The sequence below is a fragment of the Polaribacter litoreus genome, assembly GCF_054584775.1.
In genome coordinates, this window is the sequence record NZ_JBTLRD010000001.1 from 133,828 (window position 1) to 158,470 (window position 24,643).

General features: G+C 30.4%; 12 protein-coding genes. All 12 read right to left on the minus strand.

The genetic code is table 11. The features are described 5' to 3' along the window. Positions 1 to 18: 18 nt before the first annotated feature. Positions 19 to 1,209: an alginate lyase family protein gene (locus ACW9UN_RS00545; protein WP_459483042.1), complete on the minus strand. Its 1,191-nt coding sequence runs from the start codon at positions 1,207 to 1,209 to the stop codon at positions 19 to 21. Between the two features lie 23 nt (positions 1,210 to 1,232). Further along, positions 1,233 to 4,277, minus strand: coding sequence for a glycoside hydrolase family 2 TIM barrel-domain containing protein (locus ACW9UN_RS00550; RefSeq protein ID WP_459483043.1), 3,045 nt, complete (start codon positions 4,275 to 4,277; stop codon positions 1,233 to 1,235). Positions 4,278 to 4,295: 18 nt separating this feature from the next. Next, a complete protein-coding gene (locus ACW9UN_RS00555) occupies positions 4,296 to 6,662 on the minus strand; it encodes an alpha-L-rhamnosidase-related protein (protein ID WP_459483044.1) in 2,367 nt (788 codons plus the stop codon). A 110-nt stretch (positions 6,663 to 6,772) separates the two neighbouring features. Continuing rightward, complete coding sequence (locus tag ACW9UN_RS00560; protein ID WP_459483045.1) at positions 6,773 to 10,825, minus strand: hybrid sensor histidine kinase/response regulator transcription factor; 4,053 nt, start codon at positions 10,823 to 10,825, stop codon at positions 6,773 to 6,775. A 140-nt stretch (positions 10,826 to 10,965) separates the two neighbouring features. Further along, a complete protein-coding gene (locus tag ACW9UN_RS00565; protein ID WP_459483046.1) occupies positions 10,966 to 12,006 on the minus strand; it encodes a GntR family transcriptional regulator in 1,041 nt (346 codons plus the stop codon). Positions 12,007 to 12,127: 121 nt separating this feature from the next. Then, positions 12,128 to 13,579, minus strand: a complete 1,452-nt coding sequence (locus tag ACW9UN_RS00570) for a sulfatase (protein ID WP_459483047.1) — start codon at positions 13,577 to 13,579, stop codon at positions 12,128 to 12,130. 28 nt (positions 13,580 to 13,607) lie between these two features. Further along, positions 13,608 to 15,110 carry a sulfatase family protein gene (locus ACW9UN_RS00575; protein ID WP_459483048.1) on the minus strand — a complete coding sequence of 501 codons (1,503 nt, stop codon included), beginning with the start codon at positions 15,108 to 15,110 and terminating at the stop codon, positions 13,608 to 13,610. 14 nt (positions 15,111 to 15,124) lie between these two features. Beyond that, a complete protein-coding gene (locus ACW9UN_RS00580; RefSeq protein ID WP_459483049.1) occupies positions 15,125 to 17,902 on the minus strand; it encodes an alpha-L-rhamnosidase in 2,778 nt (925 codons plus the stop codon). A gap of 77 nt (positions 17,903 to 17,979) precedes the next feature. After that, positions 17,980 to 20,457 (minus strand): T9SS type A sorting domain-containing protein, encoded by a 2,478-nt coding sequence (locus ACW9UN_RS00585; protein ID WP_459483050.1) that lies wholly within the window; start codon positions 20,455 to 20,457, stop codon positions 17,980 to 17,982. Positions 20,458 to 20,552: 95 nt separating this feature from the next. Then, positions 20,553 to 20,867 (minus strand): L-rhamnose mutarotase, encoded by a 315-nt coding sequence (rhaM, locus tag ACW9UN_RS00590; RefSeq protein ID WP_459483051.1) that lies wholly within the window; start codon positions 20,865 to 20,867, stop codon positions 20,553 to 20,555. Positions 20,868 to 20,958: 91 nt separating this feature from the next. Continuing rightward, on the minus strand, positions 20,959 to 21,879 hold the full coding sequence (locus ACW9UN_RS00595; RefSeq protein ID WP_459483052.1) for a T9SS type A sorting domain-containing protein: 921 nt from the start codon (positions 21,877 to 21,879) through the stop codon (positions 20,959 to 20,961). Between the two features lie 152 nt (positions 21,880 to 22,031). Continuing rightward, complete coding sequence (locus ACW9UN_RS00600) at positions 22,032 to 24,632, minus strand: glycoside hydrolase family 2 TIM barrel-domain containing protein (RefSeq protein WP_459483053.1); 2,601 nt, start codon at positions 24,630 to 24,632, stop codon at positions 22,032 to 22,034. Positions 24,633 to 24,643: the final 11 nt, after the last annotated feature.

Genomic DNA, 24,643 nt, shown 5'->3' on the forward strand with positions numbered 1-24,643 from the left:
TGTAACCTAAATTCTTCATTAATTTTGATTCAATTTTTCTAGGGTATTATCAAAAGCATCTTCTTTAAATAGTTTACGAGCCTTTTTTAAATCTGCTATTAATTTTTCTTCAGAAGGTTTTTTGTCTTTAATTTGTTTGTATGGCCACTTTTTTTCATTAGTTAAAAAAGGCAACATAAATTCATAGCCTTTTTTTATGCTTCTGCCATCTTTTGAAGAAACATCCCAAAGATTTACACCTACTTTTTGTCCTATTTGTGCCAATTGTAAAAATCCGTGTAAGTTCATTACTGAATAAGAAAAAGATTTTGTTCTTTTCAGCTCTAAAGGTTGTCTCCCATCTGGTTTTATTTGACTAAAAATTCTTGCTTTTGTTATTGTAGATAAATATTCTTTTACTTCTTCAGTTCTATTTAGATACATTAAAATACTTAATAACTGTACATCATAATGAGTAGCATGATTGTTTTTTCTTGTAGATTCTTCTATTCCTAATTTGCTGTTTTTTAACCAATTGCTATAATCTGTAAACCAGTTAATCATACCTTCTTCTGTTTGTTTATCAAGTACGCCTTTATATTTAGCTAATTCAAGAAACTCTACAACCTCTATAAGACCATCAAATTCAATAATTCCAAAACACCTACCTTCTGATTTACCAGGAACATATTGCCCAAAATTCACATTAGGATTCATTTTAGTGTTTTCGTTTAAAAACCAAGTATTGATGAACTCTAAATTTTTGTTAGCGTATTTTTTATCATCACTATAAAAGAATACATCTTTTAACGTTTTTACAGCTGAAATAAAATTCTTTTTCTCAACGAAATCTGTGAAATTATTCCTTGTTTCTGGATTAATTTCTCCATCTTTTCTAATATATGGCAAGCCATTTTCTGTTTTAGGATTTGGCCACCAATATGGACCAATACTCATATAATCGTGTTTATTTTTACTTGGAGGAATACCTGTTTTTTTTGTTACAGAAAAACCATCAACCTTTAAAAGGTTATCTGCTTTAGCTAATAGTTTATGATAATTTTCTACAGACTGTTTATCACCTTTTTTAATAAGTGATTTTTGAGTTTCTAAACTTTCATAATCTATGTTAGAAACTCTATTAGTATTGTTTTGGGTGATTGAACAACCATATGTACTTATTAAAAGTACAAGAATCAATTTTTTACAAAATGCTAATTTATTCTTCATAAAACTACTCTAATAATTATTAATTAATCGATAAACAGCTCATCTAAATAAGGACCACTTTGTCCTGTGGTTTCTAATCGTACACTATTTGCCCCTGCTTTTAATCTAATAATTGTAGGCACAAACTTCCAAGATTTTTCCCAACCACCTGTTGCTTTAAATTCTAAGGTTCTAATGTATTCATCATTTACAAACAATTTCATTGGATGTAACTTTCCAATATTATTGTGCATGTATCTAAAACGAATACTGTAATCGCCAGCTTCACCATCATTTTCTTGATAAAACTCCACAGAACCTTCTTTGCCTTTAAAATCTACAAAACCAGTTCCTTTAAAACGTCTTGCAGCTCTACTAGCAGTTGCGTTTCCTTTTAAAATTCCTTCTTCAGCAGAAATATTCACACCTCTACCAATCCACATATCTTTAGAGTGTTCATCACCCCAAAATAACCCTTCGTTTTTCCCAAAAGTTTCCTCCATGTTTAATACAATTTCACCATTCTGTTTTACAATGGCTTTTACAGTGGTATTGTCTTCAATTTCAAAAGCACCTTTGTAAACGATTCCATTTGTTTCAGGATTATCGCCATTTATGGTATAAAAAACTTCTAAGTCTGATGATTTTGATTCACCAATTACATCAAATTGTTGGGTTGCTATGGTTATTTTATTAGAAAGAAATAAAGCCTTATCTCCTAAAATTGAAGCTGTAATTATAGTTGCATTTTTTGCATTAGGTCGCTCTCTTAAAAACAATCTTGATTTCCCAAAAAACAAAGCTCTAAAATCTGATTTTGTTCTGCTTGTTGGGTCAATAGGATTTCCATTTTCCATAGAAATCTTATTTACATCACCTTGAATATTGTAGTAAACTTTATTTTCTCCATAAGGATATAAATTATCGTTTGCATCTAAACTTTCTGAAGTGATGATATAACTGGCTTCAAAACTATCTTCTGCGTCTAATTTTTGAAGACTTGTTTTTAGTTTTGATGGCTGCTTGCTTGTGTTAAACGAAGTTCTTTTAACTTCTTTACCATCGATATATGCAACAGCTTCCAATTTTCCTTCTTGATAAGGCACCATCCATTCGCATTGCATTTCGTTCCAAACAGTTCCTGGTTTGTCTTTTCCTAATGATTTTCCGTTTAAAAACAATTCTACTTCCTCTGCATTAGAATACACCCAAACAGGAATTACAGTACCTTTTTCCATTCTTGGATGCGACCAATGTGGTAACATATGAATCATTGGTTCTGTTGTCCATTGACTTTGGTAGAAATAAAACAAGTCTTTTTTGAATCCTGCTACATCTAAAGCGCCACCCATAAATAAGTTGAAAGGTAAACCACCATGCACCAAACCTGCTTCTCCATAATAATCGAAACCTGTCCATCTAAAATGACCACTATGCCAAGGATGATCTCGCATAACTTCCCAATATTTTCTTGCAGAAACTCTTACAGTTGCATTGTCATAAGACGAATTGAAACTTTGTTTTCTGTTTCTCCAATTTTTAGGATTGATACCTTCGTAAAAGAAAATTTCTTTTTCAGTTAAATTTGGTAGTTCATATGTTCCTGGTAATTCGTTATCTCTCCACCAAGTTTGTGTTCTGTAATAGCCTCTAGTTTGCCAAGTATGTGGCGCTTCTGTAGAAATAAAAGGTTTCTCAAAAGTTCTGCTTTCTATAAAGGATTTTGTTTCAGAACCACCATTTACACCAGTAATATCCATATCTTCAGGATTTCCTGCTCCTGAAGTAAATAAACGAGTTGGGTCTAAACGCCTTCCAAACTTCACCAATTCTGGTCCAATTGGGCTATGTGTTTCATTACCTAAACTCCATACAAAAATACTTGGATGATTTCTATCTCTAGTAATCCACTCTGTAACATCACGTTGCCACCATTCATCAAAAGCTTGTTTACCATAATCTTGCGGTGCTTTTTTATGCCAACCATCAAAAATCTCATCCATTACCAACAAACCAATTTCGTCACAGATATCATAAAACATTGGCGGAGTTGGGTTGTGAGATGGTCGAATAGCGTTGATGCCCATATCTTTTAAACTCTGTAATTTCCAACGTAACATTGGCTTTGTCCAAGCGCCTCCAACAGGACCACCCTCCCAGTGTTCGCAAACTCCTTTTAGTTTTATGTTTTCGCCATTTAGCCAAAAACCGGTTTTGGTTTCCCATTTTACAGTTTTGAATCCGAAAGTAGTTTCGATTTCATCAATTACTTTTTTGCCATCTAGAATTTGAGTGACTGCTTTGTAAACATTTGGTGTTTCTGGACTCCAAAGTTTTGGGTTTTTAACTTCTAATTTTACAACTGGAGTTGTTGTTTTTAACTTATCAGAACTTTTATTGATTTGCTTTCCTGAGGGAGAAAATATATTTACATCATATTTTAATCCTTTTAGTTTTCCATTGATTTCTGCATCAATACTGACTGTTGCTTCTTCTGCTGAAATTGAAGGTGTTTTTATAAAAATTGAATTGGGTTTAAAATGCGTTGGATTCACTTCAATTAATTTTACAGGAGCGTAAATTCCACAAGGATGATACCAACGTGCAGAAGGCTCTAAACTATTATCAACTCTAACAGCGATGGTATTTTTTCCTTCTTTTAGGTATTTTGAAATATCATATCTAAAACTGATATAGCCATAAGGTCTTTTGCCTAAATGATTTCCATTTATCCAAACCTCACTATTCATATACACTCCATCAAAATTGATATAGGTAATTTTAGAAAGGCTTTCTTTTTTAATGTTAAAATGTTTTCTATACCAACCAATTCCACCATCGTGATAACCTCCACCTTGACCTTGATCTCCTCCTTTACGAACTCCTTTTTCAAAGGACCAATCGTGAGGAACGTTTAAGTTTTTCCAAGAGGAAGCATCATAAATTTCATTTGAAAATGCTGGGTTGTCTTCTAGAATAAAGTTCCAATTGTTGTTGAAATTGGTTTCTACACGTTGGGCACTAATGGTATTTATTATAGCAAAAAAACAACTTAAAATTAAAAGTTGTATTTGTTTGGTTTTAGTCATTGTAAAGTTCATTTTATGTTAATAGGAAGCCTCAACTTTATAAACTCCTGAAGAAACCTTAACTTTTATATACTTTTCATTTTGAGTTATTATAAAAGCATTTTTATTTTTTTTAGCTTTTCCTTTTTTCCAAAAGATTTCTCCATTTAAGGTGATTTTAGAAATCGTTTTATACGTTTTTGGGATACCGATAATGGCATGTGTTTTTTTAGGAGCGTTTACTTTAATATTAAAACTGTCTTTTCCTTTTTTAATATCAATTGTAATATTACCTTTTACAGTAGGTATTACTTTACTCAACGAGTTTAAATGTGCTAGGTTGGGTAAGATTTCAAACTCACTCCAAGCCGCTTTTGTAGGTTGAATACCAGCAATGTACTTAGAAAGTACAGTATTTGCCCCATTCCAAGCATGATTGTAACTACCACCTTTTGGAAACATCTCATAAAGTGTTGTTATTTTTTTATTATTCACCTGACTTTCATACTGGTCTTTCATTCTAGAAAGTGCGGCTTTGTAGTTTCCAGCAACACACATGGCTTCTTCTACCATCCACTCGAAATGTGGACTACTAAAACGATTAGGAATTAATACATTTTTAATAATTGCATCGTGGTGTTTTTCATTTGCAACACCTGATAAAATAGCGATTCCATTAGCTCTATCGTCTTTAAATTTTAATGAATCTGAACTATAAAAACCATTTTTCCAGAAAACTTTGTCAAAATTGGCTTTTATAGATTTAAGTCTATTTTCATACCAATTTACATCTTCTTTTTCACCCAAAACTTTTGCCATTTCTTTAGATTTACCTAAAGCCATATAATAAAAAGCTACTTGAATAGGTTCTTTGTCTACGGTTTCTTTTACACCCCAATCTACCCAATCCCAAGAGTCTGGACTTTTTCTTTTTCGGTATTCAGGTAAACCATTTGCTTTCATTTGGAATAGAGATAAATAATTTTTTATATAAGGATAGGTATCTTCTAGTGTTTTTTTATCACCGGTATTTAAATAATATAACCAAACTGTTTGGGCGATAAATTGAAGGCTTTGCCCTACTAACTCTCTATTTCTTAAAGGACCTAATGCGCCTAAAACTCCATCTTCACTAAAATTAATAGTAGTGTAAATTGATTTTTTTAATAGCTGACGCCCTGCATTATCCATAGTATAAAAAAGATAACCTGCTTGGTCTGCCACATCACCAATCCAATGAGCACGTTCTCTATCTGGGCAGTCCATAAAATTATCTCTAGCACAAACAAATAAAGTATTGTTTCCCATTTCCCATAAACGTTGATAAAAAGGATCATTAGTTATAAAACTTCCTGCCATTTTTCCTACACTCATCCAACGATATTTCAATGCTTTTACAGTTACCCCTTTTGGAATGGTATATTTAATTTCGTGACCATTCATCCAAGAAAAACTCTCAAAACTTTGCTGGCCAGATTTTGTAGTATATTCTGCAGAAATTTTATTTAAACGATTGTCTGTTGTAATATGAATTACTTGTCCTTGTTCTGATTCTACTTCCAAATATGGTGTAATTTGCATATTAAAAGGTAATTTGCAAACTATAGTTTCTCCTTTGCTAACATAAGGCAATTGCAACTGATTGTTATTTACATAATTTTTTAATCCATGATTGATTAATCTAGGTACATAATTTTCTATCAAATTAAACCAAGGAGCATCACCTGCGTTAGCTAAAACTGATGCAGAATTCCAATTTTTGTCATTGTAACTTTCTGTATACCATGCATTTTTAGACCAATCTAAAAGATTATTATTTGCATTGTATTTTACATTAAATTGTACTAAAGATTTGCTTGCTACACAGCCTTCGGAAGCATAACCATCGTGAGCTTTAGCTTTCCAGCTATCGTCTGAAATTATTATTTTATTTCCAATATTTGCAGAAAATAGTAAGCCAGCCTTACCACTATCTATATGTGTACCTTTATGAGTTTCTCTACCCCAATACCAAGCTAAAATAGCAATTGTGTTTTTTCCTTTTTTAAGATAAGGCTTAATATCTATTTTTTCGTACCAAGTATTGGCAGGAGTTATTTTTTCTTTACGTTTCCATTCACCTGCTTGACTAGGGCCCCTTGCTACACCACCTTCAAAAACAACCATTTCTCCATTAATATATAGCCAAAATTTACTATCTACAGCAATATTTGCCATTGCTTTGTTAAAAGAAAGATCATTTAAAAAAAAGGTTTTTCTGAATACTGACCAACTGTTATTAGAACTTGCTTCTGTGTTCCAAATCCATTTAGAGTTGTTCCAATTTGGTGCTTGTGCTCTGAGTTTATGGGTATTTGTAATCGCAAAAAATGCAACTAAAAAAAAAAGTGTAGTATTGTTTTTCATTAGCTTGTTTATAGTTATTGTGATTTAAACAAACTTAACTATTAACCCACTTAAAATAATCCTGTTGTGTCCTGTCTGATTTTTTTTTAAAATCTAAAAAACTACAAAATTTAGTCCTTTTTACTACTCGTAAATTTATTTGAAAATTCTGTTGGAGTTAAACCATATTTTTTCTTGAAACATTGACTAAAATATTTTGGTCTTTTAAAGCCAACTTTGTAACTGACTTCAGAAATATTGAGTTTATTTAATTCTAAAAGTTTTGCTGCATGGCTTAAACGTATTTCTTGAATAAAATCTTTTGGAGTTGCATTTGCCCAAGCCTTTATTTTTGTAAAAAGCATTGAACGACTTACACCAAGATCTTCTGAAAATTGAGTAATATTAAAATCTTGATTAGAAATATTGTCTTTTACAATTTGAAATGCTTTTTCTAGTAACTTTTGATCTAAAGAAGGTAAAGAAGCATCTAAAGATTCTAACCTACTATCTGAAATAAATTTATTTTTTAAACTTTGTTTGGAATCTAAAATATTTTTAATTTTTAATTTGAATTCTTTTAAAATAAAAGGTTTTGTAATATAATCGTCAGCGCCACTTTCTAAACCTTCGAATTTATAGATTAATGAAGATCTAGAGGTTAATAAAATTACAGGAATATGACTAGTTGCTATGGTTGTTTTTATTTTAGAACACAATTCTGTACCCACCATTTTAGGCATTATTACATCACTTACTATTAAATCTGGTAAGTGTTTAAGGGCCATATTAAATGCTACTTCTCCGTTTTCTGCTTGTAAAACATTATACTTTTCTTTTAAAATTTCTTTAATAAAAGATCCTAATACCACATTATCTTCAACAATAAGAATCGTATATTTTTTTTCGTTTAAAATTAAATCATCTAGTTCTTTAATTTCTACTTCTGGTAAATCTATTTGTGTAACATATTGAGATACATCATCACTTTTCTTAAAGTTTTTTAAAATTTCTTTTTCAGAAAGATGTGCTTTACCTAATTTTAGCGATACTAAAAATTTTGCTCCATGAGGTTTTATGTTTTCTACAGAGATATGACCATGATGAAGCTTAACTATATTCTTAGCAATAGAAAGACCAATACCAGTACCTTTTAAATGATTGGCTTCGGTTTGTTTATGAACAGCAACTTCAAAAAAACGATCAAAAATTTTATCTTTATATTCTTCTGATATTCCTACACCAGAGTCTTCAATTTCTATTATAACTTGTTCATTTTCTTGTTTTATTTTTACAAAAATATTTCCACCTTTTTTTGTGTATCTAAATGCATTTGATATCAAATTATAAAAAACACGTTCTAATTTATATCGATCATAATACACTAAAATTTCTTCTTCTGATTTTAAAAATTTATAGTTGTAATTTCCATCTTTTGCATGTTCTGTAAACGATAAATAAATTTCTTGTAAAAACTTAACAATATTACCTTCTGCGGCTTTTAATTGAAATTGATTACTTTCTAGCTTTCTAAAATCCATTAATCTATTGATTAATCTTAAAAGATGATTGGTGCTACTTTCAATAATTTTTAATTTTTTGTAGATTTCACTAGAACCAGTATAATTAGATAGTATATTTTGAAGAGGTGCAATAATTAGGGTTAAGGGAGTTCTAAATTCGTGAGAAATATTGGTAAAAAATTGAAGTTTTACCTGATTTAGTTCTTCATTCTTTTTGTGGGCAATATACTCTAAGTCTAACTTATTTTTTAATCTTGATTTGGTTTGTATAAACCAAATAAACCCATAAAAAACACCAAAAAGTAAAAAGAAATAAATAGTATAAGCCCACCAAGTTTTCCAAGGTGCAGGGCTAACTATAATCTTAATTTTTGCAATTTTGTTATTCCATACATTGTCATGATTTGCGGCTTTTACCTGAAACTCATAACTACCTGCACTTTGAAGTGTAAAAAAAGCTTCTGTTTGATTTGTCGACGTCCAAGCATCATCTAAACCTTTTAAGCGGTATGTATATCGATTACCTGTGGAGTTTATATAATTAGGAAGTGCGTAAGTTATAGAAAAATTAGAGTTGGTATGATCTAATTTTAAAACATCAGTATATTTTAAACTTTTAGAGAGTATTCCATCATCAGCATTAATAGCAACTTTTTTATTTTTTATTTTTAACTCAGATAATATTACTTTGGGTACTTTTTTTACTTTAATAATTTTTTTAGGATTAAATGTAGTAATACCATTAAGATGTCCGAAATAGAATTGATTGTCTATATTTAAACCAGAACCTTGTCTAAAACTATTATTTGCAATAATATTATTTTGATTGTATAAGAAACTTTTAGCCGTTTTTATATTGTATTGAATAATACCTCTGTCTGTACTTATCCATAAATTTCTTTCGTTATCTTCTAAAATAGAGTTTACTGTAGAAAATTTATTACGATTAGCGATTGTAACTTGTTGCACTTTTTCTCCTTCAATACGATATAAACCCCTTGTTGTTGTACCCACCCAATTAATGTTATTAGAATCTGTAAATACCGAACTTACATTATAGGTTGTAAAAATTTTTTCTTTAAAATAATTGGTAATTTTTGGAATTCTATTTTTATCGAAATTAATTGTAGAAACACCTCCAAGACCACCAATTAATACGTTGTCTTCTTTATTTATGCATATGTTTTTAATAATGTTTGTAGCAATTTGGGGTCTAGTAAATGATTCTATTTTTTTAGTAATTAAATTGTAAATTATAAGTCCTTTGCTAAAAGTTCCTATAAATAGATTGTTTTTAGAATCTTTTTTGATGTCGTAAATAATTACATTTTCTAATAGTTTATTCAACTCTTTAGAAATAATATTTTTACGTATAATTTTAGAAATTACATCATAAGTGATAATTCCTTTGTTTTGTGTACCCATAAATAAGACATCTGAGTCATCGAAATACAATGATTTAATGGGAGTGTTAATACTTTTATTTTGGCTATTTATTTTAAAAAATTCAGAAACCTGTTGTTCTTTGTTTAAAAGATTTACAACACCACCTTCTGTAGCAAAATAAATATTATTATTAGAATCTGATACAATAGCATTGGTAATATTGTTGTGTAAATTAGGGTTCTTAAGATGTAAAAAGTTTTGATACGATTTATCCCAAGTAATTATCCCACGGTTTTGAGTACCAATCCATATTAAACCATTTTTATCTTTATAGATTTTTCTGATAAAATTTTTAATTGCACCATTATTTTCTCTATCGTTATCTTTTACAGAAATTGTTTTATTTTCTGAAGTAACAATAAAAATTCCGTTAGTTGTAGCCAGCCATAAATTTCTATCGTTATCAAATTCTAAATCTCGGATATCTAAGTTTTCAGGGATGTCTATTTTTTGGGGTCTAACAAACTTTTCTGTTTTAGTATTAAAATATAGAAAGCCATCAAATTTAGTACCCAATCCAATAAGGTCTGGTTTTATTTCTATAATACTGTTAATGTTAAAATTTGCTCGTTCTTGTTTTAGTTTATATTCTTTTACAACAAATTTTTTATTTTTATCTAGAATTACTTTTATAAGACCATTATTAGAAGCTAACCAGGTTCTGTTTTTAGAATCACGATAAATATGTTGTATTGATCTTTTTTTCTGATTAGGTTTTCCTTGTAAAAACCTTTTAAACCTGCCTTTCTTTTTGTTATATATGGAAACACCATTTGCCGTGCCAAACCAAATATTACCTTTAGGCATTTCTAGACTACAAATAATTAAACTGTTAGTTAATGAAAACTTATTAGATCTTCTGTAAAATCTTTTAGATACATCGTTTTTTGGGTCGTATCTATTTAAACCGTTTATGGTTCCTACCCAAACATATCCATCTCTATCTACAAGTATATCATTTATTTCACTATTACTTATGCTGTATTTATCTTTAGGTACATTTCTGTAAATCGTAAATTCCTTACTATTATATTTATTCAATCCATTGCTTGTGCCAATCCAAATTTGTCCAAACTTATCTTCTTTTATAGATGTTATAGTGTTATTAGATAAACCATCAGAAATGGTAATATTTCTAAAGTTTAAGTTATTTATTTGAGCAAACAGAAAATTTGTAGCGAATATAAATACTAATAAAAATAATTTTCGTTTCATTAAAAAAACCTATTTACAGTTTTAGGTTAAAAAATCTGTCCTAAGGTAAAAAATACATTTTAATTGGAAGCTTTGTTAGTATAAAAAAGGGAAGACTGTAATAGACTTCCTTCTTTTTGTATGAATTTTAAAATCGTTATTTATATAGAAGCTCTATTAATTAAATGAATAGGAATTTTTCTTTTTTCTTTTTTCTTTTGTAAAATGATATTTGCAGCTTGTTCTCCCATAGAAGAGATATTAGTTGTCATTGCAGTAATACCTAATAATTGTTTTAGAGGACTATCGTTATAGGAAATTACACCAACATTTTTACCTAACTCATATTTACTGCTTTTTATTTTATTTACAATCTTTACTAAATCATTGTCTTCTAGTGTTATAAAAATGTTTTTAGGGGTTATTATTGTTTTAGAAGTTACCTCTTCAATAATTTTAAATTTCAAATTATTTTGGATACTGTATTTTTTAAAACCTTCTAATATACTTTTAGGGTAGGGGTAAAAAGATTTCTTAGGATATACAATAGTTAGTGAATTGTATTTTGATAGCTTTTGTGCTCCTTGATGTAAAGCTGTTACAATATCATTTTTATAATCTTGATATATTTCATTAAAATCTCCATCTATTTTATGATCGCTATTGTCTAATAAAATTAAATTTTCTTTTGGTAATCTTTTAATTACTTTCGTTACTTTTTTTGTAGTGCTAATGTGTGATAAGTTTTGGGTTCTAAAATGTGGGGTTATTACATAATAATCATAAGATGATTCATGTTTTTCCATTAATTCTAAAAACAGTGTTTCATCACAATGATAACTTTGTAAATCTACTTTAGCACTATTGTCTATTTTTTTTAAAAATGAATTATAGATTTTCATTTTGTATGGACTCAATCTATCTACAAAGAATAAAATTTTTGGTTTAGAAATTGATTCTGTTTCTACGATATAAGTTCCTTTTCCATGAACAGAAACTACTACTTTTCTTTTTTTTAAAACGCTATAAGCTCTTTCTACAGTGTCTCTTGATAAATAAGTATTTTGACTCAATTTATTAATTGAAGGAATTTTATCACCAACTTTAATATTACCAACAGAAATGTTGTAAATTATTGCATCGATAATCTGCAAGTATTTTGGAGCAGCTGAGCTTGGATCTAGTTTAATTAAGTCTACCATATTACGTACTTTTAAGTGTCGTAAATTTAGGATGGATTCAACAAAAAAAAATCTGAAATAGGGTAGCTAAAAGTTTTTTAACATCTTTATATGCCAAATTGATAATTTAAGGGGATGTTTTTTACTTTCTAGGTTCATCATTCTGCAAAAAAGGTTTGTTCCTTGGGAATTTAGTTTCTAAAAGTATTTTCATTCTTTGTTCAACTTTTTCATATTTTTTGTTTCCAGAAAGATTTACAAAAGACAATACACTGTTTTTATGTTGATACAATTCTGTTCCTAAATTTTGGTTTGTAATAGAATTTCTCCATTCTGTGTATCTCCATTTTCCATCTGTAGTTGTAACACCCATTATTTTTTTTCCTCTAGCATAAACGCTATATGCTGCAGCTTTTTCCCATTTCTTTTTTGGATTATTTAAAACAGAAACTATACTTTTACCTTCAGTAATAGGCGCGTTTTTTAAATTGCATATATCTACTAAAGTCTGAAAAATATCTACATTTTCTACTAAAGCATTAGAAACCTTATTGGTTTTTCTTTTTTTAAAATTGTTTTCTCTACTAATAATTAAAGGGACTCTAACATCAATTTCTACATTAGAGTGTTTACACCAAGTACCATATTCGCCAATTTTATACCCATGATCGCTCATAAAAATAACGATAGTGTTTTTTCGTAAATCCAAATCTTCTAAAGTTTGCATCACTTTACCCACTTGAGCATCGATATAACTAACAGAAGCGTGGTAACCGTGAATTAATGTTCTTGTCAATTCATCATTTAAATCTCCTTTTTTAGGAATACCATAATAACCCTTTAATTCTCCCCATTTGCTTAACGCTAAACGATACATGCCTTCTGGTTTCTCTCTAGATGGAATTTTAAAATCGTTTTTATTGTATAAGTCCCAATATTTTTTTGGTGCATTGAAGGGCAGGTGAGGCTTACTTAATCCAACAAACATTAAAAACGGATCGTTTTTTACTTTATGTAAGGTTTCAATTGCATATTTAGAGGCTCTACCATCTTTATAAGCTTCATCTGTAACCTCTGCATCTTCATACGCAGGACCTTTTAATGGTTTTACTCCTTCTGCTTTTAAACGCTTCATTAATGCAATGTTTTCTGGTTTTACATAACTGTTAGCTTCTTTTGCAAAGTAAGTTGTCCATTCTTTTTTATCATCAGAACTATGATGATACACCTTACCAATACTAATGGTCTTATATCCATTTTTATTAAAAAGTTGAGGCAAAGTAACCACCTCTTTATGCACTTTACGAAGTGGAGTAAAAATACTATAAATGCCTAAAGTTTCTGGACGTAAACCTGTTAAGGTACTCATTCTAGAAGGTGCGCAAATTGCTTGTTGTACATAGGCTTTGTTAAATTGCACTCCATCTGCTGCTAATTTATCAATATTAGGCGTAATTGCAGTTTCACTGCCATAACAACCTAATTCAGCCCTTAAATCATCAACATAAAATATTAAAACGTTCGGTTTTTCTTTTTGAGCATAAATTGATGAAAAACTGAATATTACTAGCAATAAGGCTATAATTTTATACATGTTGTTTAATTTTTAAAAGAGTAGATGTTTAATAATTTAAAGGTTTTGGAGATTGAACTTTACCTTTTCCATCTTTCCAACTCCACCAATTTATAGCTCTTCGTTTATTATCAAAAGTATAACCCCATTTTTCCATGTAATATGCTCTTGGTTTTACTTCATCTCCAATTTTTTGAAGTTGCTTTTGTAATTTAGTATCTAAATCTTTTTGAATTGCTGCAAATGCTGATTTGCCTAGTAAATTATTTTGCTGATAAGGATCTTTTATATTATCGTAAAACATACTTGGCCCTTTTGGAGTAACTGCATAAGTGTATTGCTTGGTTCTAATTCCTCTATAAGGTTCATCTTTATAATTCGCTCCAAAAGGTGCAACATTCATTACCAAAGCAGCTCTATCTGCATTTGGGTCAGGATTTTGGATTAATGCTGCTAAGTTTTCTCCTTCAATTTCATTTAGAATATCACTATTAGTTAAACCTAGTAGAGATGGTAAAATATCTGGAGTGGTTAATGGTGCATTTACAATTTTTCCTTTATTGCTATTTATTTTTGGATAGCTGATTAAAAAAGGAACTCGAATAGATTCGTCCCAAGCCAATTGTTTTACAAAAGGTTTTACACCATGTGCACCCATCATTTCTCCATGATCTGCAGAAAACACAATAATGGTATTCTCTAATAAATCTAATTCTTTTATTTTATTGATAATAGTACCAATAGCTTTGTCTGTAGCAGTTGCATGTGCATAATACCCTTGTAATTCTTTACGTGCTCTTTCTTTAAAATTCTCTGAAATATTAGGATTCAATGTTAACGATTCTGGAGGATACATATCTTTATATTTCTTAGGTGCAGAACCATGTGGATAATGTGGTGTTGCAATAGAAATTACAGCTAAAAACGGATTTTCATCCTTAGCATGCTTTTCTAAATAGGTATTTGCATCTTCTGCAATTGCAAAAGGCGAGTACTTTTTCCAGTGTTTTAAAGTTGTGTTTTCATTATCATAATAAGGCATTTTTGTGTAATTATGAGAACATTCTAAAGCTCTCCAAAAATCGAAACCTTGCCTTCTTTCTTTTGGAATATAAGTTGAGCGCCCATGACCATCTAAATGCCATTTACCCCAGTAAGCAGTATTGTAGCCTTCTTTCTTAAAGATTTCTGCCATTGTTAGTTCTTCAGCAGGTAGATGAATATCATTTAAAAACATTCCTGTTGTGGTAGGAAATTTACCTGTAAATAAAGCTGCTCTATGAGGTGTACAAACTGGTGTTACAGAAACTGCATTTGTAAAATTTACAGCTTCTTTTGCAAAAGCATCTAAATTTGGCGTTTTTATATCAGAATTACCAGCATAACCTAAAGATGAACCTCTCCATTGATCTGTAAGAATATAGACGATATTTGGCTTTTTTATACTGTTTTTTTTCTTTTCTAGAGTAGATTCTGAGTTTGTTCCTTTTTTACAACTTGATAAAATAATTACTATTGTTAAAATGAAAGTTGAAAGCAATTTGGTTTTCATAGTTTGGAATTTAATTAATTCAATTTTGAGGTGAATGTATAACTACCAGGCATCACTAATAACTCAAACTTTTTATCATCTTTATGAACTAGTTTTACATCGTTATTATCTATAAATTTAGCTCTATTTAACATTAATTCTTTATCAGTGTTTGCTAAAATAAAAACCTTTGCTGTTGTATTTGGTGGAATTGTAACACTCAATTGAAATTCATTTCCTTGAACCTTCCAAGAAGAAGAAACTTTGCCATAAGGTGTTTCTAAACTTGTGGAAGCAGAGGTTAATGGTTTTCTAGGTTCTGGAGCAATTTTTATTGTTTTATAACCCGCTTCTAATGGAGCGATTCCTCCAATACGTTCGTACATCCACTCACCAATTGCTCCATAAGCATAGTGGTTTAAACTATTCATGCTCATTGGGTTGTACCCCTCTGTTTTGCTATAGCTATTCCAACGTTCCCAAATAGTGGTTGCACCTTGATTGATTGAATAAAACCAAGAAGGATAGGTTTCATTAAAAATTAGTTTGTAAACCATATCTATTTCTCCCATTTCATCTAAAACTTTTGACAATAAAGGAGTTCCTAAAAAACCTGTTCGTAAATGATAATCTGCTTCTTTTAATTTACGTAATAGATTGGCTTGGGCGTTTTTTACTTTAGAATCAGGTAATAAATCAAATGCCAATGCTAATAAATAAGACGTTTGCGTTTCTGTAGCTCCTTTTACTTTTCCAGTTTCGTCAAAAAACCTTTTATCAAATGCGCTAGCAACCTCTTTATAAATACCTTCGTATTTTGCTTGTTCTTCTGTTTTGCCTAAAACCTCGGCTGCTAAAGCTGTTAATTTCGCTGAGCGTGCAAAAAAGGCAGTTCCTATTAAATTCCGAGAAGTATCTCCTGTGTTTTTTCCACTTTCTGGATAAGGTTGTAACCAGTCTGAAAAAGACATCATATTAGAAATATTGTTTTTAGATTTTTTTTGATGATAGCCCACCCATGCTTTCATCATTTCAAAATTATCTTCTAAAAAACCAACATCACCTGTTCTTCTATAAATTTTCCAAGGGATGATAGTACCTACATCTCCCCAACCTGAACTTGCTATTTTATTACCTCTGGTGTCTGGCACTGTCCAAGGAATAGCACCATCTTCTAATTGCGCTTCTCGAACACTTTGCAACCAACTGGCCCAAAACTTATATACATCTGCATTAAACATAGAAGTTGGTCCAAAAACTTGTGCATCTCCTGTCCAACCCAAACGTTCGTTTCGTTGAGGGCAATCTGTTGGAATATCCAAGAAATTACCACGTAAACCCCAAACAATATTGCTTTGTAGCTGATTTAATTTTTTGTGCGATGTTTCAAATGTTCCATTATCATCAAAATCTGAAAATAAAACGATACCTGTAACCCAATCTTTGGTGGGTTCTTTTGAAGTATCAAAACCACTTAATTCTACAAAACGAAATCCGTGAAAAGTAAATTTAGGTGTATAATTTATGATGCCATTTTCTTTGGCTATATAATAATCTGTAGAACCTGCACTTCTGTAATTTTTGGTATAAAAAGTACCATCTGGAGATAACATTTCTGCAAAACGAATTCGTAAGGTATCTCCTTTTTTCATAGGAACACTTACTTTTGGGACACCAACCATATTCTGATTTAAATCAAAAATTATAGCACCGTCTTTTTCTTTAATCTCTTTTGGAGTTAATTCTATCTTTGCTTTAACTGCAGTGTGTCTTTTAGGTTCAAGTTTTACCTTGTTATCAAGACTTTCAACTTCTACGTCTGTCCAATTTTTATCATCAAAATTAGTGGTTGTCCAACTTGGCATTGCTAAGTTGGCATTGTAAATTTCTCCATCATAAATTTCTGCAAATTGTAACGGTCCATTCGTTATTCCTTTCCAAGTTTCATCAGAAATAATGATTTCTTTAGTGCCATCTTTCATGGTTAATTCTAACTGACATAGTACTTTTGGAGAAACAGAATTATCCCAAGGTGTAGCATTCCATAACAATCTTCCTGAATACCAGCCAGAAGCCAACTCTACACCTATTGTATTTTGTCCAGATGTTATTAAATTGGAAACATCGTAAGTTAAAGTTTCTATTCGTTTATCGTAAGTTGTAAATCCGGGTGACATGGCGTCATCGCTTACATTTTCTCCGTTTATAGAAACATCAAAAACGCCTTTTGCTGTAATGTATAATCTTGCAGAGGCTACATCATTAGATAGTTCAAAACCTTTGCGTAAATATTGTGGTTTATGTATCAACACATTTTCTCTTCCTCTAATACTGTCTTTTGCTGTATTTAAACCAACCCATTTTGCTTTCCAATCGCTATTGTCTAACAAACCCAATTCAAAATGATTGATATCGCTCCATTTAGAAACATCATTATCTTGATTCCAATATTTTACTTGCCAATATGCTTTTTGACGAGATGCTAATGTTTTACCTTGATATTTAATCCAAACAGATTGGTCTGTTTCTTGTTTTTTAGAATTCCATAGATCTGCATTATCTGGTAATAAATCAGGATTACTGGCTACTACTATTTGATATGCAGATTGACTTTTATTATTTTCTGAAACTGGTAATTTCCAAGAAAATGTTGGTATTGAATCGTAGAAACCTATTGGATTTTTAAATCCTTCTGAAATTGTTAAATCTATTGCTTTTTCTAGATTTTTATTTTGCTCACAAGATGTTAAACTTAAGTAAACTAAGTTTACGAATATTAGAGTATAAATATTAAAGATTAATTTTTTATTCATCTGAATTTAGTTTGAGCTAAATAATTTTAATAAAATGTTGCTTTTAACTTCTAAAAACTTACAGAAGCTTTATATTTCTATTCAATGATCAACCTTTTAAAATACGTATTTCTGAATTCATCAATAACTTTCACTAAATAAATACCTGGTTTAAAATTAGTATCATTATTTATTTGAATGCGATTCTTATTTGTATTTTTACTATAAATAGATTTTCCTAGAACATCATATATAACAACCTTAGCATTGTTAAACCCTGTAAATTGCAGTGTAAACTCACCTTTTGTAGGATTAGGAAATAAGTTAATCGAAGTTGATTTTACAATATTGTCTGCTACACTAAGTGGTGTGTTACTTGCTAATTCTAGCTTCCATTTACTTCTAGCATCATTAGATGCTGAAGTCATATTGTAAAACTGATTATCATCTTGATGATACAGGTAATTATTACCATCTTTTACTGCAAATCTATATACATCTTCAGCCTCAATGTAGTAAGATGTCCATACTTTATCTACATCTGTATTCGGTGCAGCTCTACTTGTATTTATAATAGCATTTCCTGCACCAGAACCAGCTCCTCTTAAAACACCATTAACTTCACTATCTATGTTGTAATACGCTGAGGTTCCTATATTGGTGTCAACAAATTTCCAATTTAAAGAATCATCGTTAGCTATATAATCGCTAGGTACAACATTAGGGCCTGATGATTTTAAATATTTACCTGTGGCTACATTTTTTAGTCGATATATTTTATCTGATAAATCTGTTGGATCAAACAGAACAGCATTAATTGTAATTTCATTAGAAGTTACAGCATTATTATCTACATTATATGCCACAGCTTTAATATTATATTCACCTTCTTGGGTAACTGTCCAATCTATTGCATAAGGTTTTGTAAAATCTTCATCAACTACAGTACCGTTTACACTAAATTCAACTTTAGATATACTCCCATTTTCATCAATAGCATTTGCCGATAATTGAATTGTATCATCTACATAATACGTTTCACCATTAAAAGGAGAAGACAGATTTACTCTAAAAGGATCTTTTACAATACCTAGATCTATTATTTGAAGGTATAAAGGCTGAGCACTACCCGATTTTTTCTCCATTAAATAATAATATAGTTTTCCATTTGCAATATGCACTCTACCATGATCGAATGTTCTACCAGAAGAAGCTTGATAAACCGTTTCAAAATTATTTGTACCCCCCTCTGTCTTTTGAATAAAAATTCTATTGTTTTTAAGACCTATAATGTATACATCATTTCCTGCAGTGTAAATAGAAGTACCACCTGAAAAATCTTCTGTAGTAATAAAATTTGAAGCGCCAGAAGGTTTATAAGTATGCAAATATTTGGTCACATTATTTTGGTTATCTTTTACTTTACTTATAATGTGAACATCTCCATTTTGAGTAACTGTCCAATCAAAATCTCCAACAATGTAAACTTTGCTTGTTTGCGTTGTTGAAACGTAATCGCCAGGTTCCATAACTTTTATCTTATCAGCATCATAAAGCGGTAGTGAAAAAGATTCTCCTGAATGATTTTTCCAACCATCAGCTCCTGATTGATTATCAGAATAGGCATAATAAACTCCGTTTTGGTATTGGTATTTATCGTTATTATTAGATAACCTACGTTGAAAGCCTATTCTTATTTTTCCATTTACATATTTCATATTACCATAAAGCCCCCAGTTATAATCTATTCCAGATTGACTTTTAGCATTTAATACATTAAAATGCGTGAAATCTGACCAAGTAGACGTATTTGCATCATACTTAGAAAATTTATAGGCTCCATTATTATTACCTCCTTCACGCATATACATAAATATATCACCCAAATCATTTGTAAAAAATTGTGGATAAGTTAACGCAGCATATTTTGAATATTCTTCATCAGGATAACCTGGTTTCCCACTATTTAGACTTAAATGTTTATAACCATTAGAACTATTTTTTACAAACTTATCTAAGGTAAATTCAGCATCAGAAACAGATGCAGCATTCTTTATAGAATAACTGTATCTAAAATAATCATCAGATAAACCACCATCAGAAGGTCTTGTTCTGCTGTATGCGTGCATGTCATATAGTAAATGAATAGTACCATCTAAAGGACTTATTGTAATTGCTATTGTATTGTGAGATTCTCCAATCCAATATTTATTCTGAAAACCTGTATGTCTGTGAGGAAACTCTATATCTACACTTGTACCTGTTTCTGTATTATAACGAGTTAGCATTACATGACGATCTGCTTTTCCGCCTTTATACCAAGTCATAAAAACATATTTTCCGTACGTTTTTATACAATCTCCATGAGCAGAAATATTTCTTCCGAAATAAAAATCATAGGGAGCATTATCACCTGTATTTGTGGCTGAACTTCCCACTTTATCCCCATCAAAATGTAGACCTAAATCTGTTATTTTTACTTCTTTTTCAAAAGTAACTTGTGAAAATGAATAGCAACCAACTAAAAGTAGTAAATACAATGCTATTCTATGTTTATTAAAAGTAATTTTGTTCATATTTAATTTCATTTAACTAGTGTAAGTAAAGATAAATTTGATAGTAGGAAAATGCATCTTGTTGTGTCCTGATAAAAAACGTTTTACAGTGTTTATTAGGACATATAAAAAACCTCTTCTAAAGGAACTGAAATAGGGGAGTTGTCAGGATTTACTTCCATGATATCAGCCATAAAATCCCACCATTTTTTTACAATTTCATTGGATGATAAATCTTGCGAACCACTAGAGCCAGTTACTTTTTGAAAAGCAAATAGGGTATGGGTTTCTTCATCGAAAAAAATAGAATATTCGCTTACCCCATTTTCTTTAAGTAATTTTTTCAGTTCTGGCCAAATTTCGTTGTGACGTTTGGTATAAGCTTCTTTTTGCCCTTTATTTAACTTCATTTTAAAAGCTAATCTTTTCATAAATTTAATGTTTTAGTTAAAAAAAAACCATTCTAACTTTTTAAAAAAGTAGAATGGTTTTAAACTATTTTATTTGTTTTCTAAATAAAACTTATTGTTTGATTATTTTTTTAGAGAATTTTTCACCATTAGAACCAATCATTTTTAAGATATATAAACCAGTTGAAAGAGAATTTACATCTACATTAATATCTCCGTTAGTATTGCTAACTTTTTTAGATAAAACTTTATTACCTAATACTGTATATAAAGAAAGTTCTTGTACTTTAGCTGTTGCGCCTCTTACAATCAGTTGATTACTAATAGGATTTGAAACTGTAAATGCATCAATACCAAATGTATTTACACTTGCTACTGCTTCTTCTACAAGATGATATTGAATTACATCAATACCTGCACCATCAAATTGAACTAGATCACCTTCTGCAGCTGGTATTACACCATATCTTGAATTTCCTCCTTGGGTGTTTTTTATAAACAAAGCGTTGTTTCCATCTGATGGGTTAGATCCTGCAGTATCAGCAAGACCCTCTGCATTAACTTTAGCTTTTCTTCTTTGAAACTGGTCTAAGCCTGAAAAATCTTCAGAATAAGTCCATAGATCTGGGTTTGGGTCTGAATTATCAAATGCTACACTTTTAGGTTCACCAGGTCTAACAGTAAGCGTTATCGCAGGGTGTGTTGAATCATCTGCTGTACATAAGGTAACCATACCTATGCCATCAATATTTGCTGTAATTTCCATCAACCCTTTGTCTGCAGGAGTTCTGTGATTTAATATGGTAAAAAGTTGCGATTCATGATCTCCATCTATCTCTTTTTTCCATACTACAAAAGGACCATTACCTTCATTATTAGTTAGATCAATTGTCATGTAAAGATTTTCCGTTAAACCTGATGTTGAAATCTTGTAAGTGCCTTCTACAGTGTATAATGCTTGTGCTTGTGATGTTGATGCACTAAAGAACACTACAAGAGCTAATAAAGTTAATTTAAGTAATTGTTTTTTCATTTTATTATAATTTATAAGTTAATACACCTGCAAGTAAAAACTTTTATAAGATTTTAGTATCCTGCACTATACTGTTTTTGTTATATTTTTTTTAATTATATCGTAATTTTTTAACAATTTTTATGGTAGTTTCATATATAATATTCAATGCATTAATTTACTTTTCTAAGCTTTATTCCACTTAATCTGGTTTTTCCTTTTAAAGATTTAAAATCGACAGTAATTCCGTTTTCATCACCCACAGCAATTAAAAAGCGTTTAGTTACACCTCTGTCTTTTCCATACTGTTTTTTAAGATTTAGATTTTCCCAGATTTTTTTTCCATTTACTAAAATGTCCATCACATTTTCTCCTTTAGATTTTAGTTCTGCCAAAACCAAAGACAACTCATATGTGCCTTTTGGAACATCAAACTTATACGCTTCTAAACCTATAATTTGGGTTTGATAAATAGGATCATTTTCTGTTCCTTTTACACTTACATCTGTACCAATATTGTTTCTTCGTCTGGTTTTGGTTCTTAACAATTCGCCACCAACATAACCATAACTCCCTTTTATATAAGCTTTATCTGGCATCCATAAATAATCTACATTATCGGTTTCTATAAAGTAACAATAAGACCCTATATTTATAGCAATCTCTTTAAAAGGATTGGTTTTACTTTTTAAGTTTTTAGGCTGAAGTGTAAACTCGATATTCGCAAAATCTTTTAAAACTTTACCCTCTTTTTCTGAAACTACTTCAATTAAATTTTGCCCTTGTTGAAAAGGTACATTAAATGTTGTAGTTGCAAAATCAAATTTTTGTTTTCCAAGTGATTTTCCATTGATAAACAATTCTACATCATCAGCATTTCCTACAATAGTAATGGGTTGAGTAGCCACTTTTGCATTTTCAGTATCTTCAATTCCTGCTCTTTTATGCCATCCTTTAGAAGCGATTGCTAAAAAAGGTGTTTTTTTCAATAAAGCTTGATACAGATAATACGCATCTTTCTTTACTCTTGATGCAGATACCAAACCTTTGTTATTGATGTGTGGCACAGCATCTTTTCTATGTTCCACTTGAAAATCAGCATAATTCCAAACATTTGCTCCTACAATTTCAGGTATTTCTAAAATAGCTTTCATGTATGCTTTATGTAATAGAAATTGATACTCAACACTAAAATCAAAACGAGTAGGTTTGTAAGACCTTAATCTAGGATCAGCACCTCCACCATATTCACTTAAAATAAACGGTTTATCAGGATTAAGTGCTAAACTTCGTTTTACTAAACTTCGTAGATTTTTATCAACATCTTCTAACTCTTCTATATACCAACCATAATATTTATTGTAGCCTACAAGATCTGTTACTCTAATTCCTAGTTTATTTTGATAAGCAGGTTCTCTAAAAAATACGGAGTAAGAATATCTTGTTTTGTCCTCTTCTTTAATGGTTTTTGCTAAAACTTTATGCGTTTCTATAAAATGTTTTGTGTATTCTTCACCAAGTTGATCTGGCGCTTTCATTGTAGTTTCGTTTCCTAAATTCCAAGCCACAATTGCAGGGTTATTGTAATTAAAACGAATGGCCTCTTTTAGCATATTAATGCTATTTTGTTTGCCAGCTTCGTTGGCAGCAGCTTTGTTTACAAATGGAATTTCTAGTGTTGTTATAAATCCATATTTGTTGCACATTTCTAAAATTGCAGGATCTTGTGGATAGTGTGCAATACGTAAAAAATTAATACCCATTTCTTTTAATAGTTTCATGTCTAATCGATGAATTTCATCGCTTACAGCATTTGCTTTTCCATAAAAATCTTGATGCCTATTGGTGCCTATTAATTTGGTTGATTTTCCGTTGATAAAAAATCCTTTGTGGGCATCAAAACTAAACCATCTAAATCCTAAAGGATTTTCTACTCTATCGTAAACAATCCCTTTTTTATCTACAATTTCTGTAACCAATTTGTACAAATACGGATTATCTGGTGACCATAAATTCGGGTTTTCAACAGAAAAATTACTAACCACCTCTTTACCAAATTTTGATTTTGTTTTTACAGTTTTTATCAAATTATGCTTTGCATCAATTACAGATTGTTTTACGTAATATGTTCCTTTTTTGGGTCTAACCAATTTAGATTTTACAGAAACTTTTGCTTCTTTTTCAGAAACCTCAGGAGTAGCAATAAATACTGCATTTGACCCTAAATTGGCAACTTCAAAATGAATAGGTTTGGTAATTACCAAATGGATATCTCTATAAATACCTCCATAGAAAGAAAAATCGGCAGATTGAGGTACAATTTCATCATTATGAGCATTATCTACTTTTATTGTAATTTCATTATCACCTTCTTGTAAAGCAGTTGTAATATTTTTAGCAAATGTGGTATAGCCACCAATATGATTTTCACCTACAGCTTTACCATTTACCAATAGAGAAGTAACTTGATTAGCGCCTTCAAACAATAAAAACACCTGTTGACCATCATAAATTTGAGGGATTTTTATCGTTTTTTTATACCAACCTTCTCCTCTGTAATAGCCATCTTCATCATCTAAAATATCTTGTGTATTCCAAGAGTGGGGGAGGGTTACTTTTTGCCAGATACGAGATGCATCATCAGAAAAAGGATTATCGATTTTCCCTTTATAAAAATGCCACGCATCGTTTATGGTTTCAATATGTCTTACATTTTGTGCATTTGATAAAAATGCTATACTTAAAAAAAGTAATACTAAATTCTTTTTGATCATTGTTAAAAAGC

What these genes read in the sequence shown, in the direction of transcription:
- ACW9UN_RS00545 (WP_459483042.1), bottom strand. Translation starts at nt 1,209, where the DNA reads ATGAAGAATAAATTAGCATTTTGTAAAAAATTGATTCTTGTACTTTTA.
- ACW9UN_RS00550 (WP_459483043.1), bottom strand. Translation starts at nt 4,277, where the DNA reads ATGACTAAAACCAAACAAATACAACTTTTAATTTTAAGTTGTTTTTTT.
- ACW9UN_RS00555 (WP_459483044.1), bottom strand. Translation starts at nt 6,662, where the DNA reads ATGAAAAACAATACTACACTTTTTTTTTTAGTTGCATTTTTTGCGATT.
- ACW9UN_RS00560 (WP_459483045.1), bottom strand. Translation starts at nt 10,825, where the DNA reads ATGAAACGAAAATTATTTTTATTAGTATTTATATTCGCTACAAATTTT.
- ACW9UN_RS00565 (WP_459483046.1), bottom strand. Translation starts at nt 12,006, where the DNA reads ATGGTAGACTTAATTAAACTAGATCCAAGCTCAGCTGCTCCAAAATAC.
- ACW9UN_RS00570 (WP_459483047.1), bottom strand. Translation starts at nt 13,579, where the DNA reads ATGTATAAAATTATAGCCTTATTGCTAGTAATATTCAGTTTTTCATCA.
- ACW9UN_RS00575 (WP_459483048.1), bottom strand. Translation starts at nt 15,110, where the DNA reads ATGAAAACCAAATTGCTTTCAACTTTCATTTTAACAATAGTAATTATT.
- ACW9UN_RS00580 (WP_459483049.1), bottom strand. Translation starts at nt 17,902, where the DNA reads ATGAATAAAAAATTAATCTTTAATATTTATACTCTAATATTCGTAAAC.
- ACW9UN_RS00585 (WP_459483050.1), bottom strand. Translation starts at nt 20,457, where the DNA reads ATGAACAAAATTACTTTTAATAAACATAGAATAGCATTGTATTTACTA.
- rhaM (WP_459483051.1), bottom strand. Translation starts at nt 20,867, where the DNA reads ATGAAAAGATTAGCTTTTAAAATGAAGTTAAATAAAGGGCAAAAAGAA.
- ACW9UN_RS00595 (WP_459483052.1), bottom strand. Translation starts at nt 21,879, where the DNA reads ATGAAAAAACAATTACTTAAATTAACTTTATTAGCTCTTGTAGTGTTC.
- ACW9UN_RS00600 (WP_459483053.1), bottom strand. Translation starts at nt 24,632, where the DNA reads ATGATCAAAAAGAATTTAGTATTACTTTTTTTAAGTATAGCATTTTTA.